The organism is Streptomyces griseochromogenes, assembly GCF_001542625.1.
GTDB classification, from domain to species: Bacteria; Actinomycetota; Actinomycetes; order Streptomycetales; family Streptomycetaceae; genus Streptomyces; species Streptomyces griseochromogenes.
Genome location: NZ_CP016279.1, coordinates 10,732,973 through 10,748,085, shown reverse-complemented (window position 1 = coordinate 10,748,085; position 15,113 = coordinate 10,732,973). Strand labels below are relative to the sequence as shown.

General features: G+C 68.1%; 10 protein-coding genes. 3 read left to right on the top strand and 7 right to left on the bottom strand.

From position 1 onward, the window contains the following. Window positions 1-35: 35 nt before the first annotated feature. The gene (locus tag AVL59_RS47170) at window positions 36-2,402 is read right to left on the bottom strand and encodes a DUF6049 family protein (RefSeq protein WP_067316682.1); all 2,367 of its coding nucleotides are present in this window, start codon (window positions 2,400-2,402) and stop codon (window positions 36-38) included. A gap of 257 nt (window positions 2,403-2,659) precedes the next feature. Here AVL59_RS47170 and AVL59_RS47165 point away from each other — a divergent pair, with 257 nt between their 5' ends. After that, a complete protein-coding gene (locus AVL59_RS47165) occupies window positions 2,660-4,102 on the top strand; it encodes a CCA tRNA nucleotidyltransferase (RefSeq protein WP_067316680.1) in 1,443 nt (480 codons plus the stop codon). Between the two features lie 66 nt (window positions 4,103-4,168). On the opposite strand, the gene AVL59_RS47160 is transcribed toward AVL59_RS47165, so the two are convergent. From AVL59_RS47160 to AVL59_RS47150, 3 genes are all read right to left on the bottom strand, one after another. After that, window positions 4,169-5,461: an MFS transporter gene (locus AVL59_RS47160; RefSeq protein ID WP_067316678.1), complete on the bottom strand. Its 1,293-nt coding sequence runs from the start codon at window positions 5,459-5,461 to the stop codon at window positions 4,169-4,171. Window positions 5,462-5,591: 130 nt separating this feature from the next. After that, window positions 5,592-6,674, bottom strand: coding sequence for an inositol-3-phosphate synthase (locus AVL59_RS47155; RefSeq protein WP_067316676.1), 1,083 nt, complete (start codon window positions 6,672-6,674; stop codon window positions 5,592-5,594). Window positions 6,675-6,717: 43 nt separating this feature from the next. Continuing rightward, entirely contained in the window at window positions 6,718-7,401 is a 684-nt protein-coding gene (locus tag AVL59_RS47150) for a PadR family transcriptional regulator (protein ID WP_067316674.1), read from the bottom strand. A gap of 759 nt (window positions 7,402-8,160) precedes the next feature. Here AVL59_RS47150 and AVL59_RS47145 point away from each other — a divergent pair. Together AVL59_RS47145 and AVL59_RS47140 are read left to right on the top strand one after the other, a co-directional pair. Further along, window positions 8,161-10,422, top strand: a complete 2,262-nt coding sequence (locus AVL59_RS47145; RefSeq protein ID WP_067316672.1) for a transglycosylase domain-containing protein — start codon at window positions 8,161-8,163, stop codon at window positions 10,420-10,422. Window positions 10,423-10,551: 129 nt separating this feature from the next. Next, window positions 10,552-12,084 (top strand): glycosyltransferase family 87 protein, encoded by a 1,533-nt coding sequence (locus tag AVL59_RS47140; RefSeq protein WP_067316671.1) that lies wholly within the window; start codon window positions 10,552-10,554, stop codon window positions 12,082-12,084. A gap of 91 nt (window positions 12,085-12,175) precedes the next feature. Here AVL59_RS47140 and AVL59_RS47135 read toward each other — a convergent pair whose 3' ends face one another. From AVL59_RS47135 to AVL59_RS47125, 3 genes are all read right to left on the bottom strand, one after another. Then, window positions 12,176-13,207, bottom strand: a complete 1,032-nt coding sequence (locus tag AVL59_RS47135; protein WP_067316669.1) for an alanine racemase — start codon at window positions 13,205-13,207, stop codon at window positions 12,176-12,178. An 84-nt stretch (window positions 13,208-13,291) separates the two neighbouring features. Then, on the bottom strand, window positions 13,292-14,413 hold the full coding sequence (femX, locus tag AVL59_RS47130) for a peptidoglycan bridge formation glycyltransferase FemX (RefSeq protein WP_067316668.1): 1,122 nt from the start codon (window positions 14,411-14,413) through the stop codon (window positions 13,292-13,294). 183 nt (window positions 14,414-14,596) lie between these two features. After that, window positions 14,597-14,914, bottom strand: coding sequence for a hypothetical protein (locus tag AVL59_RS47125; RefSeq protein WP_067316665.1), 318 nt, complete (start codon window positions 14,912-14,914; stop codon window positions 14,597-14,599). Window positions 14,915-15,113: the final 199 nt, after the last annotated feature.

Genomic DNA, 15,113 nt, shown 5'->3' with positions numbered 1-15,113 from the left:
CTCATCGTCCCGGGCCACACCGGCCACGACATCGCTCAACGGTCCACTCTCTCACCCGTCCCGGACGGGTCGGTGTTTTCCGGTGCGGTGTCCGGTGCAGGGTCACTCGGCTGCTCCGGGGCGTCTGCCCCGGAGGAGGCATCGGACTCCTCCGGGAGACGATCCCCGGGGCTTCCGGGGTTCCCTGGCTCGTCGTCGGTGTCCTCACCCGCCGGGTCGGGGCCGTCGTCCTCGGCCTGGCGGGCGGCCGCCCGCTTGCGCTGGGTGTACATCCGGAACCCGGCGAGGACCAGGAGGAGCACGCCGCCGCCGATGACGAGCATGACCGTGGGTGTGACCTCGGTGACCTTCACGTCGAAGCTGACCGCGTCGCCGTACTCCTGGCCGTCCTCGGTGTACAGCTGGGCGATGACCGTGACCCGGCCGTTGGCGTTGGCGGAGGTGGTGAACTTCACGGACTGGCTGTGTCCGCCGGAGACCTCGACGGGCTGTTCGTAGTACGCCTTGCCGCCGATCTTCAGGCGGGTCGGCTGCGTCGAGGTGAGCCGCAGGACCAGGTGGTTCACCGGCTGGACGAGGTTGTTCTGGACGGTCACCGGGATGGTGGCGCTGCGCCCGGAGAGCTTGGTCTCGGACTTGTCGATCAGCTTGACCTGGTCGGCGAGCTCGTCCAGCCAGTCCTCCACATCGCCCCGGAAGTGGTCCGCCTGCGCGCTGCGTCCCTGCCACGACGTGGACATCTCACGGTTTATGGCCCGTCCGAACGGGGTGACCACGCGGGACTGATCGCTGAGGATCACCTTGAAGTTGTCGAGCTTGTCCTGGGTGCGCGCGATCTGCTCGAAGGCCGCCCCGGGCAGTTCCTGCCTGCGCAGGGAGGAGGGGTAGGCGGAGGTCGACGGGATGCGCGTGGTGGCGTTCGGGTCGGGCTTGGCCTTGGCGGCCGCCGTCAGGTCCTGCGGCTGGGACCAGGTGCCGTCCTGGAGCGCCTTCAGCGCCGCCGCCATCGCCTGGGCCTGGCTCGCCGACGGCATGCGCTGCGGCGCGACGACGATGCTGCGCTGCTGGTCCGTCTGCGCGGTCACCTCAAGGCTCTGGGCCAGGAACTGCTGCACGGCGAGCGTGGCCGAGTCCGCCTTGGTCAGATCCCCCTCGAAGGACGTGGACAGCCGGGTATCGGCGACCACCGCGGTCGTACCGCCACCGATGGGCCGGGCGGCGGAGGGCGTGTAGGACAGCCCGGCGGTCTCCTGGAGGCTGTCGCTGCGGGCGATCACGCGGTCGGCACCCGCGGAGGTGGCGACCTTGATGATCGACGGATCGACGGCGCCTTCCACAGGCCAGGCGAAATCGGTGCTCGGTGTGACATGGAGCACAGTCTTCACGGTGATGGCGGCGACGTCGGTGGCGTCCTTGAGGTGGCTGAGCGAGCCGGTGACGCGGGTGCCGTTGTGCGCGAGGGAGGCCAGGTCCGGATCGGCGTAGGGCAGCGCGACGACCTCCTTGCCCGCCACGGCCTGCTGCAGGCCCGCCAGCCACTGTTTGGCCACCGCCTGGTGGGTACCGGCCGTGGTGGTGTTGTCAGCGCCCTGAACCCGGTAGTTGCCCGCCATCGCGTCCACCGAGGCCAGCAGGTCCGGGTCGATCACCCAGGCGACATCCAGGTCCTTGCCCAGCTCCAGCATCTGCGCCAGCCGGCCGCCCGGCGCGATCTCCTTGGCCAGGTCGTCGTTGAGGAAGACCGGCGTCTGCAGCTCTCCGGCGCCCGTCCTGGCCGTCATGTGGGCCGTGGAGACCAGCGGCCACAGGAACGTCGTCTTCGTCTTGGTGTCGGCCTCGGACGGCTGCCACGGCAGGAAGGTCCGCTGGATGCCGAGGACCTGGTCCCAGGGCTGCGCGGAGGTCTGACCGGACAGGGAGACACCGAACTCGTAGACACCGTCCTCGCCGAGGTCGAGCTTGTCCACCGGCACGGAGATGCTGAAGTGCTCGGCGACGCCGGGAGCCAGCTTGGAGAACTTCTCCACGTACTTGCCGCCGACCTCGGCACCGGTGCCGGCCTGGAGATCGTCGGAGTGCCGGGCGACGGTGTCGATCGCCGAGCGGGTGTTCAGCATGGGGCCCGTGCGCAGATCCACGTGAGCGCCGGTGACGGGCTGCTTGCCGTTGTTCGTCACAGTCCCGGACACCGTCAGCGTGTCCCCGTCCGTGGGGGCGTTGGGAGTGAGCGAGTCCAGGGAGACGGACACAGGGTCCGAGGGAGCGGCCTGTGCGGGCCCCGCGGCGGGCAGCTGGAGCAGCCCGGCCAGCAGGGGCGCCCCGGCGAGCACTGCTCCGGTACGCCGGATCCACCGGCGGGCAGGTGAGGCACTGGCCCCCTGGAAGTCTGCCGCCTCGGCCACGCGCTCGTCCGTCCCTCGTCGTCGTCAGTGGTCGTCGGAATGTGCGTCCACGCATGGTAACGAGGCGCGCCGAGGGGAAGTGCCGCGGTCTGCCTCACAAGATCGGAAGCAGGCGGCGGCACGTCCCCTATATCCAGTATCGAGGGGAGAGCGGATGTACGTCACAAGGGCAGTGCTTGTGCCGGTATGGCGGGAGGCGTCTGCGCCCGCTTAATCGAGGCGCTCGCGGCGGCCACGGCCACGTACCCTCTTCTGTTGTGCCGAACCCCAACGAAGACACTCCCTCTGCCCTGAACCAGGCGCAGCAGCTCGCGGTGAGCGAGCTGCTGCGGGTGGCGCCCGTCGCCGACGACCTCGCCCGTCGATTCCAGGAGGCCGGGTTCTCGCTCGCCCTGGTCGGTGGCTCGGTGCGGGACGCGCTGCTCGGCCGGCTCGGCAACGACCTGGACTTCACCACCGACGCGCGCCCCGAGGACGTACTGAAGATCGTGCGGCCATGGGCGGACGCCGTCTGGGAGGTCGGGATCGCCTTCGGCACCGTCGGCGCGCACAAGGGCGGCTACCAGATCGAGGTCACCACCTACCGGTCGGAGGCGTACGACCGCACCTCGCGCAAGCCCGAGGTGTCCTACGGCGACTCCATCGAGGAGGATCTGGTCCGGCGTGACTTCACGGTCAACGCGATGGCCGTGGCGCTGCCGGAGAAGGAGTTCATCGACCCGCACGGCGGCCTCGAGGACCTCGCGGCCCGGGTGCTGCGTACTCCCGGGACTCCTGAGGAGTCGTTCTCGGACGATCCGCTGCGAATGATGCGGGCCGCCCGGTTCGCCGCCCAGCTCGACTTCACGGTCGCCCCCGAGGTGGTCACCGCGATGTCGGAGATGGCCGACCGGATCGAGATCGTCTCGGCCGAGCGGGTCCGGGACGAGCTGAACAAGCTGATCCTCTCCGCGTACCCGCGCAAGGGCCTGACCCTGCTGGTGGACAGTGGCCTCGCCGACCACGTCCTGCCCGAGCTGCCGGCCCTGCGTCTGGAGCGTGACGAGCACCACCGGCACAAGGACGTCTACGAGCACACGCTGATCGTGCTGGAGCAGGCGATCGCCCTGGAACAGGACGGCCCCGACCTCACGCTGCGTCTGGCAGCGTTGCTGCACGACATCGGCAAGCCGCGTACGCGCCGTTTCGAGAAGGACGGCCGCGTCTCGTTCCACCACCACGAGGTGGTCGGCGCGAAGATGACCAAGAAGCGCATGACCGCCTTGAAGTACTCCAACGAACTGGTGAAGGACGTCTCACGGCTGGTCGAACTCCACCTGCGCTTCCACGGCTACGGCACCGGGGAGTGGACGGACTCGGCCGTACGCCGCTACGTCCGTGACGCCGGCCCGCTGCTGGATCGCCTGCACAAGCTGACGCGTTCCGACTGCACCACGCGGAACAAGCGCAGGGCGGCCGCGCTGGCACGGGCCTACGACGGCCTGGAGGACCGCATCGCCCAGCTCCAGGAGCAAGAGGAACTGGACGCGATCCGCCCCGATCTCGACGGCAACCAGATCATGGAGATCCTGGGCGTCGGGCCCGGCCCCGTCATCGGCAAGGCGTACAAGCACATGCTGGAGCTGCGCCTGGAGAACGGCCCGATGGAGTACGACGCGGCGGTGACGGCTCTCAAGGAGTGGTGGGGCGAACAGAGCTGAGACCGTGGACCGGGTCATGTTTCACGTGAAACATGACCCGGTCCGGCGGTACCGAGGGGCGATGTTTCACGTGAAACATCGCCCCTCTTCTCGTCTCTGCCTCTGCAGGAAGCGCGCCAGAGCCACGGTGACCGTCGCGTAGATCAGAGCGACAAGGATCACCAGCACCGTTGAGCGGCCGTCCGGCGGCAGTATCAGGGCGGCCACACCGGCGGCGCCGACGAAGGCGACGTTGAAGAGCACGTCGTACACGGAGAAGATCCGGCCGCGGAATCCGTCCTCGACGGACGCCTGGACGATCGTGTCCGTGGAGATCTTGGCTCCCTGGGTGGTCAGCCCCAGGACGAAAGCCGCCACCAGCAGTGGGCCGGTGACGAAGGGGAGGCCGAGCGCCGGTTCCAGAACGGCGGCCGAACCGGAGCACACCACGATCCAGTAGCCGGGGCCGAGCCGGCCCGCCGCCCATGGGGTCACCACGGCCGCCGCGAAGAAGCCCAGGCCTGACACCGCCAGCGCCAGCCCCAGCAGCCGGAGCCCCTCGTCGGGGCTCGTGGAGAGGGCGTACCGGCACAGCATGAGCAGCAGGACGAGGAGCGCGCCGTAGCAGAAGCGCATCAGGGTCATCGCGGCCAGCGCCCAGGCGGCTTCCCGGCGTCGGGGTGCGGCCAGATGCCGGACGGCCGCGAGCAGGTCGCGTGCCGTGTCGGTGAGTGCGGTGCGCAGGTGGGGCCGCTCCGGCTCGCGGTCGGGGCCGAGCAGAGCGGGGGCGATGCTGAGCGAGACGAGCGCTGCGCACAGATAGAGGAGAGAGCCGAGAAGTACCACCGCGGCGTCGGAGCCCGACGCCACGAGCCGCACGACGAAGGCGAGGCCGCCGCCGGCGGTCGCGGCGAGCGTGCCCGCCGTGGGGGACAGAGAATTGGCCAGCACCAGACGCTCCGCGTCGACCACGCGTGGCAGGGCGGCGGACAGCCCCGCGAGGACGAACCGGTTGACGGCCGTGACGCACAGCGCGGAGACGTAGAACAGCCAGTCCGGCACATGGCTGACCATCAGTGCGGCCGTGCCCGCCGCCAGCAGCGCACGCAGCAGATTGCCGTACACGAAGACCTGACGGCGCCGCCAGCGGTCCAGCAGGACGCCCGCGAAGGGGCCGACCAGTGAGTACGGGAGCAGCAGGACCGCCATGGCCGAGGCGATCGCCGTGGCCGAGGTCTGTTTCTCCGGGGAGAAGACGACGTACGCGGCGAGCGCGACCTGGTAGACGCCGTCGGCGCCCTGGGAGAGGAGACGGACGGACAGCAGACGTCGGAAGTCCCGCAGGCGCAGCAGGACGCGCAGGTCACGGACGACGGGCATGGGGCACAGCCTCACATATGCGGAGGGTCCCCGGGCCGTAACCCGGGGACCCTCACAGCCCTGGCAGGAGCGTTCTCTGCGGCGTGTCGCCGCACCGCTTGTGTCGAGCTAGCGCACCCTCTGGGTCGAGCTAGCGCTCGACCTCACCGCGGATGAACTTCTCGACGTTCTCGCGGGCCTCGTCGTCGAAGTACTGGACCGGCGGGGACTTCATGAAGTACGAGGACGCGGACAGGATCGGGCCGCCGATGCCGCGGTCCTTGGCGATCTTCGCGGCGCGCAGGGCGTCGATGATGATGCCGGCGGAGTTCGGGGAGTCCCAGACCTCGAGCTTGTACTCCAGGTTCAGCGGGACGTCACCGAAGGCGCGGCCCTCGAGGCGGACGTACGCCCACTTGCGGTCGTCCAGCCAGGCCACGTAGTCGGACGGGCCGATGTGGACGTTCTTCTCGCCGAGGTCCCGGTCGGGGATCTGGGAGGTGACGGCCTGCGTCTTGGAGATCTTCTTGGACTCCAGGCGGTCACGCTCGAGCATGTTCTTGAAGTCCATGTTGCCGCCGACGTTCAGCTGCATCGTGCGCTCCAGGCGCACGCCACGGTCCTCGAACAGCTTCGCCATGACGCGGTGCGTGATGGTGGCGCCGACCTGGGACTTGATGTCGTCACCGACGATCGGGACGCCCGCCTCGGTGAACTTGTCCGCCCACTCCTTGGTGCCGGCGATGAAGACCGGGAGGGCGTTGACGAAGGCGACCTTGGCGTCGATGGCGCACTGGGCGTAGAACTTCGCCGCGTCCTCGGAACCGACGGGCAGGTAGCAGACGAGCACGTCGACCTGCTTGTCCTTGAGGACCTGGACGACGTCGACCGGCTCCTCGGCGGACTCCTCGATGGTGAGGCGGTAGTACTTGCCGAGGCCGTCGTGGGTGTGGCCGCGCTGGACCGTGACGCCGGTGTTCGGAACGTCGGCGATCTTGATGGTGTTGTTCTCGGAGGCGCCGATCGCGTCCGCGAGGTCGAGGCCGACCTTCTTGGCGTCCACGTCGAAGGCGGCGACGAATTCCACGTCACCGACGTGGTAGTCACCGAACTGCACGTGCATCAGGCCGGGGACCTTCGACGCCGGGTCGGCGTCCTTGTAGTACTCGACTCCCTGCACCAGCGACGCGGCGCAGTTGCCCACGCCGACGATGGCTACGCGAACCGAACCCATTCCGGTTGCTCCCTGTGTGTACGAGTGAGGCCCTGAGTGGGTCTCACGTGGCGGTGTCGCCGGGCGTATCCGTCCGGGGGGTGTCCCCGGGACGGGGCAGGCCGCCCGTCGCTCCAGATGTGGTGTCCTGCTGAGCGGACCCCCCGGATGCGGAACCCCTCAGGTCCCGACCGGCCCGCTCGCTCTCGATGAGCTCGTTCAGCCAGCGCACTTCGCGCTCCACGGACTCCATCCCGTGGCGCTGGAGCTCAAGCGTGTAGTCGTCGAGGCGCTCCCGGGTGCGCGCCAGGGAGGCGCGCATCTTCTCCAGGCGCTCCTCCAGGCGGCTGCGTCGGCCTTCCAGCACGCGCATGCGCACATCCCGCGAGGTCTGCCCGAAGAAGGCGAACCGTGCGGCGAAGTGCTCGTCCTCGTACGCGTCGGGACCGGTCTGCGAAAGAAGCTCCTCGAAGTGCTCCTTACCTTCCGCCGTCAACCGGTAGACGATCTTCGCGCGGCGTCCGGCGAGGGGAGCGGCGAGGGCGTCCTCATGGGTGCTGCCCGGTTCCTCGATCAACCAGCCGTTGGTGACCAGCGTCTTGAGGCAGGGGTACAGGGTCCCGTAGCTGAACGCCCGGAACACACCCAGTGACGTATTGAGTCGTTTGCGCAGCTCATAGCCGTGCATCGGGGACTCGCGCAGCAGCCCGAGTACGGCGAACTCAAGGATGCCGGAACGCCGGCTCATGCTCGCCTCCTCTCGGTCCGCAGCGCCTTTATCTCGCGCTGATGTATCGACTCGATACATCTCGACGATAGAACGGCCTTCCGTACGCGACAAGAGGGGAGATGGTGAACGGGATCACATCACCGATTCGTGGGAGGCAAGTTGCCGGTTTTGGGGTGAACTTCGAACCTCGGCTGGTTTTGGTGGTGCGTAGTCTGTGCGGCATGCACACCACCGGGAACCACGGGACGCCTGGGGGGCGTCCTCGTCCCCGGTGCAGTACGGGTGAATGCGGAACCGACCACATCCGTACTTCGGGGGGACCGGAAACCAGCCGCCGTTCCAGGCGCGCACGGGTGCGCCTGCCCGAGGAGTAATCGTTCGATGAGCGAGCACCGTCGCAAACCGCCGCAGCCGCAGGGAGGCGGACGTGCCGCGGCCCGACGCGGCCAGTCCGGTTCGTCCCCCGGCCGCCGTGCGGCACCGCGAGGCGCCACCGGGTCTTCTGCCGACTCCTATGGTTCCAGTTCCCAGGGATCGGACTCGTACGGCTCGGGAGGCGATGAGCGTCCCTACGGCAGCCGTGCCGAGGCCCGCCGGGCCGCACAGAGAGCTAGCGGCCGACGCCGGGCCCCCGACAACGCAGGTCCGGGCGGCCGGCGGGGCGGCCCGGGCGGACCGACCGGGCCCGGGCGCGGCAGAGGCCGCGCGACGGTCGACCCCGGCAAGAAGCGGTTCATCGACTATCCCCGGTCGGGCAAGTACGGGTGGCACCGCTGGGTGCCTTCCTGGAAGCTCGTCTCGGGCCTGTTCATCGGCTTCGTCGGCTGTCTGGTCGCCGCGGTCGGCATCGGCTTCGCGATGGTTCAGATCCCTAGTGAGAACATCGCCGCCAAGTCGCAGAACAACGTCTACTACTGGGCCGACAAGAGCCAGATGGTGGCCACGGGCACGGGCGTGAACCGTCAGAACGTCACCATCGACAAGATCCCCGAGGCCATGCAGTGGGCCGTGATCTCGGCCGAGAACAAGAGCTTCTACAAGGACTCGGGCGTCGACCCCATGGGTATCGCACGAGCCCTGGCCAACATGGCGCGAGGCGGCCAGACGCAGGGTGGTTCGACCATCACCCAGCAGTTCGTCAAGAACACGTATCTCAGCCAGGATCAGACCGTCACCCGGAAGTTCAAGGAGATGTTCATCTCCATCAAGGTGGGGACGAAGCTCAAGAAGCCGCAGATCCTGCAGGGCTACCTCAACACCTCGTACTTCGGCCGTGGCGCCTACGGCATCCAGGCCGCCGCGCAGACCTACTTCGGCGTCGACGCGGTCGACCTCAAGCCGAGCCAGTGCGCGTTCCTCGCGGCGCTGCTGAAGGGTCCGACGTACTACGACCCGGCCGGTAACGCGGACCTCGACAAGGCGGCGACTCCTGAGGCCAACCGCAAGCGCTCGGAGGAGCGCTGGTCCTGGATCCTCAGCGAGATGCACAAGGACAAGCACCTCACGGACACCGAGTACCAGGAAGCCGGCAAGAAGTACCCCACCGTCGAGGGCCGCAAGGCGACCAAGGGCATGACCGGCCAGATCAGCTACCTGGTCGACACGGCGAAGAAGTACGTCCTGAACCATTCCGACATCTCGGAGGCGGATTTCGACAGGGGCGGCTACCAGATCTACACGACCTTCGACAAGAAGAAGGTCAACGCTCTGAGCGCGGCCGTGAAGAAGATCCAGAAGCAGCGCCTCAACCCGAAGCGGGAACTGGACAAGTACGTCCAGTTCGGTGCGGCGTCGGTGAAGCCGGAGAACGGCCGGATCGAAGCCCTCTACGGCGGTGACGGCTACGAGAACGGTCACTTCACCAACAACGCCGACACCTCCGGTGTCCCCGTCGGTTCGACGTGGAAGCCGTTCGTGCTGGCGGCGGCCATGGAGTACGGCACGTACAAGCATCCCGGCACGCCGGTCTCGCCGCTGAGCAAGTACAACGGCAACGACCATCTCAAGGTTCTGAACTCGGACGGGACGCCCTATCTCAACAAGGACAACTCGTTCTTCTTCCAGAACAACGAGGGTCCCCGCAAATGGGGCTACATCACTCTGCGCAAGGCGATGGAACAGTCCATCAACACTCCGTTCGTTCAGCTTGGTATGGACGTCGGGATGACGCATGTGCGGGACGTCGCCAAGTCGGCCGGCATCCTTCCCCAGAGCATGTCGGTGGACCTCAACCCGTCGTTCGCCATCGGTACGTCCACTCCCAGCGCGATCCGCATGGCGGACGCCTACGCGACCTTCGCGGCGTCCGGCAAGCAGGCGGACCCGTACTCGGTGACCGAGGTCAAGAAGAGCGGCGAGGACCAGCCGGGCTTCGAGAAGCCAAAGGTCAAGCAGGCCATGGATGCGGACATCGCCAACAACGTGACGAACGTCCTGGAGAACGTCATCCAGAACGGTACGGGTACGAACGCCAAGGCCCTGGGCCGTACGGCGGCGGGCAAGACCGGTACCACCGACAAGAACAAGTCGGCCTGGTTCGTGGGCTACACCCAGCAGCTGTCGACCTCGGTGACGATGTTCCGTGAGAACCCCAAGGACCACGAGCTGCTCTCCATGAACGGCACCGCGGGCGTGGACTCCATCCACGGTGGTGACATCCCGACGCTCGTGTGGACCGAGTACATGAAGGCCGCACTGAAGAACGCGAACGACACCGGCTTCCCGGACGCCCCCAAGCTCGGCGAGATCCAGGACGAGGCGGGTGCGCCTTCTCCGACCCCGTCGGTCACCATCACGCCGAGCCAGACGCCGAGCAACTCGCCGAGCCCGACGCCCAGCGCCACGTCCCCGTCTCCGTCCCCGTCGCCGAGTGATTCCTGCCAGTTCGGCTGGGGCAACAACTGCGGCAACAACGGAGGCACAGGGAACGGCGGCACGGACGGAGGAACGACACCCACGCCGTCAGTCACCGATACCACCGGCACCGGTAATACCAGAGGCAATGGCAATGGAGGCATCTTCGCAGGTCAGAACGGCTAGCAAAGCGACCTGACCGGTTGGTGGTCATATCGCCCGCCAAGGCTGTTTCACGTGAAACATGGGCCGTCGCACCCGCGAGGTGCGGCGGCCCTCGGCGTATTCCTAGACAGGTACGGCAGGATGTTGCCCATGCCCAGTGCAGAGATGACGCCCGCGAGCAAGCACGAGCCCGAGCCCGTGCGGTCTGCCCCGGCGGAACCGGTGCGGCCCACCCGGGAGGACGAGATCGCCGCGGCCGGGAGTGAGCTGATCGGTGGTCCCATCGGGCGCCGCGCCCTGCTCGGGACGTCCTGGTGGACTCCCGTCCGGGTGATCGCGCTCGTCGCGATCGGCATGTTCGCCCTCGGCCTCATCCAGAAGGCGCCCTGCTACCACAGCGCCTGGTTCTTCGGCGCGAGCTCGCAGTACACGCACGCCTGCTACTCGGACATCCCGCACCTGTACCAGGGGCGCGGCTTCGCCGACGGGCTGGTGCCGTACTTCGACAAGCTCCCTGGTGACATGGACTATCTCGAGTACCCGGTGCTGACCGGTGTGTTCATGGAGGTGGCCGCCTGGTTCACGCCAGGAAGCGGCGGCATCCAGCACCAGGAGCAGTGGTACTGGTTCGTCAACGCCGGAATGCTGATGGTGTGCGCGGCCGTCATCGCCGTCTGCGTGACCCGCACTCACGGCCGCCGCCCCTGGGACGGGCTGCTCGTCGCTCTGGCGCCCGCCTTCGCGCTCACCGCGACCATCAACTGGGATCTGCTCGCGGTGGCTCTGACGGCCGCGGCGATGCTGATGTGGTCGCGGGGCCGGGTCATCGCCTTCGGGGTCCTGCTGGGGCTCGCCACGGCCGCCAAGCTGTATCCGGTCTTCCTGCTCGGCCCGCTGCTCCTGCTGTGCTGGCGCGCCGGCAAATGGCGGGAGTTCTTCCAGGCCGCCGGCGCCACGGTGGTCGCGTGGCTGGTCGTGAACCTGCCGGTGATGGTCTTCGCCTTCCGGGGCTGGTCGAAGTTCTACACGTTCAGCCACGACCGGGGCGTCGACTTCGGCTCCTTCTGGCTGATCTGGGCGCAGAACTCCAGCAACCCTCCCACCACCGACTTCGTGAACACCGCTGCCACCGTGCTGGTGGTCCTGTGCTTCCTCGGTATCGCGGCACTCACGCTCACCGCCCCGCGCCGGCCGCGCTTCGCCCAGCTCGCCTTCCTGATGGTGGCGGCCTTCATCCTCACCAACAAGGTCTACTCTCCGCAGTACGTCCTGTGGCTGGTGCCGCTCGCGGTCCTCGCCCGGCCCAAGTGGCGGGACTTCCTGATCTGGCAGGCGTGCGAGGTGGCGTACTTCCTGGGGATCTGGATGTACCTCGCGTACACGACCAGCGGAGACGCGCACAAGGGCCTGCCGACACAGGGCTATCACTGGACGATCGCGGTGCATCTGCTGGGCACGCTGTACCTGTGCGCCGTGGTCGTGCGGGACATCCTCATGCCCGAGCGGGACGTGGTGCGCCGGTCCGGGGACGACGACCCCTCGGGCGGGGTGCTCGACGGCGCGGAGGACGTCTTCGTGGTCGGTGCGGCATCCCATCCCCCGCGGCACGCCGCCCACTTCGACGCACCTCAAGTGGACTGGGGCAGGCCGGAACTGCCGCCGGACGAGAAGCGTTCGCTCTGAGCGAACACCCCTTCGGTGGCTGTTCGGAGGGGCAGCAAGAAGGCCGTACACGAGCCATTCGTGTACGGCCTTCGCGCTTCGGCGGCCCGGACTAGCGGTCCACGATCCGGTCGAACTGGGTGGTGGTGTGGCGCAGGTGGGCCACCAGCTCGTCGCCGACCTGGGGCTCCGGGGCGTCCGACGGGACGAACAGGATCGACACCTGCATGTGCGGCGGCTCGGCGAACCACCGCTGCTTGCCGCCCCAGACGAACGGAGAAAGGTTCCGGTTGACCGTGGCGAGGCCGGCCCGTGCGACGCCCTTGGCGCGCGGCATGACGCCGTGCAGGGCCTTCGGGGCCTCCAGGCCCACCCCGTGCGACGTACCGCCCGCCACGACCACCAGGAAGCCGTCCGAGGCCGCCTTCTGCTGCCGGTAGCCGAAGCGGTCGCCCTTGGCCACACGCGTGACGTCCAGGACGGCGCCGCGGTACTCGGTGGCCTCGTGGTCCCCCAGCCACAGCCGCGTGCCGATGCGGGCGCGGAACCGGGTCTGCGGGAACTGCTGCTGGAGCCGGACGAGTTCCTCGGCCTTGAGATGGCTGACGAACATGGTGTGCAGCGGCAGCCGGGCCGCGCGCAGCCGGTCCATCCAGCCGATGACCTCCTCGACGGCGTCCGAGCCGTCGGTGCGGTCCAGCGGCAGGTGGATGGCGAAGCCCTCCAGCCGGACGTTCTCTGTGGCGGCGTGCAACTGCGGCAGGTCCTGCTCGCTGATGCCGTGCCGCTTCATCGAGGACATCACCTCGATGACGACACGGGCGCCCACGAGGCCGTACACACCGTCGATGGACGACACGGAGCGGATCACGCGGTCCGGCAGCGGGACGGGTTCCTCACCGCGCCGGTACGGCGTCAGCACCAGCAGGTCACCGCTGAAGAAGTCCTTGATGCGCGCGGCCTCGTACGTGGTGCCGACGGCGAGGACGTCCGCGCCCAGGCGGGTGGCCTCCTCCGCCAGCCGTTCGTGCCCGAAGCCGTACCCGTTGCCCTTGCAGACCGGGACGAGACCCGGGAACTGCTCGTGCACGTGCTTGTGGTGCGCCCGCCAGCGCGCGGTGTCGACGTAGAGCGTGAGCGCCATGGCCGGACCCGGAACCTTTCTCGTGGGCTGCGGTGTGTCAGAAGTGTGAGAGCTGCGAAGGCTATGGAATCAAATGCCCGCGGCTCAGCGGCGCGACATGTAGATGTCGAGCGCCTTGTGGAGCAGCTTGTTCAGCGGGAAGTCCCACTCGCCCAGGTACTCGGCGGCCTGCCCGCCCGTGCCGACCTTGAACTGGATCAGGCCGAAGAGGTGATCCGTTTCGTCGAGCGAGTCGGAGATGCCGCGCAGGTCGTAGACCGTGCCGCCGAGCGCGTAGGCGTCGCGCAGCATCCGCCACTGCATCGCGTTCGAGGGCCGGACCTCACGGCCGATGTTGTCGGAGGCGCCGTAGGAGTACCAGACATGGCCACCGACGATCAGCATGGTCGCGGCGGACAGGTTCACGCCGTTGTGGCGGGCGAAGTAGAGCCGCATGCGGTTGGGGTCCTCGGTGTTGAGGGCCGTCCACATGCGCTGGAAGTACGACAGCGGGCGGGGCCTGAAGTGATCGCGCACGGCCGTGATTTCGTACAGCCGCTGCCACTCGGCCAGGTCCTGGTAGCCGCCCTGGACGACCTCGACACCGGCCTTCTCGGCCTTCTTGATGTTGCGGCGCCACAGCTGGTTGAAGTTCTTGTGGACCTCTTCCAGGGAGCGGTTGGCCAGCGGCACCTGGAAGACGTAGCGGGGCTGCACGTCGCCGAAGCCGGCGCCGCCGTCCTCGCCCTGCTGCCAGCCCATGCGGCGCAGCTTGTCGGCGACCTCGAAGGCACGCGGCTCGATGAAGTCGGCCTCCATGTCGCGCAGGCGCTTCACGTCCGGGCTCTGGATGCCCTTCTTGATGGTCTCCGCGCTCCAGCGGCGGATGATCACCGGCGGGCCCATCTTCACGGAGAAGGCACCCTGCTGCTTGAGATGCGCCAGCATCGGCTGGATCCAGTCGTCCAGGTTCGGCGCGAACCAGTTGATGACCGGGCCCTCGGGGAGGTAGGCGAGGTAGCGCTTGATCTTGGGCAGCTGACGGTAGAGGACCAGGCCCGCACCGACCATCTCGCCGGTGCGCTCGTCGAACCAGCCGAGGCTCTCCGAGCGCCACTCCGCCTTCACATCGGCCCAGGCCGGGACCTGCATGTGGCTAGCCGCCGGCAGGCTCTGGATGTAGGCCAGATGCTGCTCGCGGCTGATGGTCCTCAGGGTCAGGCTCATGTCGGGGCGCTCCTCGGGCTGGTGTGTCCCCATGGGTACAGGGGCTCCGGCTCTCGCGCCGAAGCCTACTGCGCCTTGCGAGCGCCCCGACTGGGGCGTACGGCACCTTCGCCCCGGCTACGAGCCGCCGAGGCGTTCTTACGGAGTCGGGGAGGGCGCCGGAGCGACGGCCGGGAGGATCGGTCAGCCGCCGACGAGCCCGCCGAACAGCCCACCGTTTGCCATACCGATCAGGAAGCCGACTCCGGAGGCACCGAGACCCAGGATCAGACCGGTCCGCTCACGCGTGGTCTCCGAGATCCACTGCCCGTACGCGCCGACGACGATGCCGACCAGACCGGCCCAGGACGTGAGCAGGTGCAGGCCGTGGAAGAAGGACGTGATGAAGGAGACCAGGCCCAGGACCAGCGTCACCGCCATCAGGCTGTCCTGGAGTGGACGGATCTTTCCGTCGGTGGCGAACAGGGATCCGGCGGTGTTGGGTCGCAATGCCTGTGCCATGAGGCACCTCCTGCGGATCGCGGCGCACTGTAGCGCCATACACACCCGATGTGTACAGATTGAAGGGCCCCCACCGCCGGATTTCAACCGGAAGCAGGGGTGCGGGTACTCTGTAACGTCTGCACCGGTGTCTACCCAGTCCGCTGCCCGGGATCCCCATGGGACCCCCGATTGTCAGTGGCGGCCGATACCGTTGCGT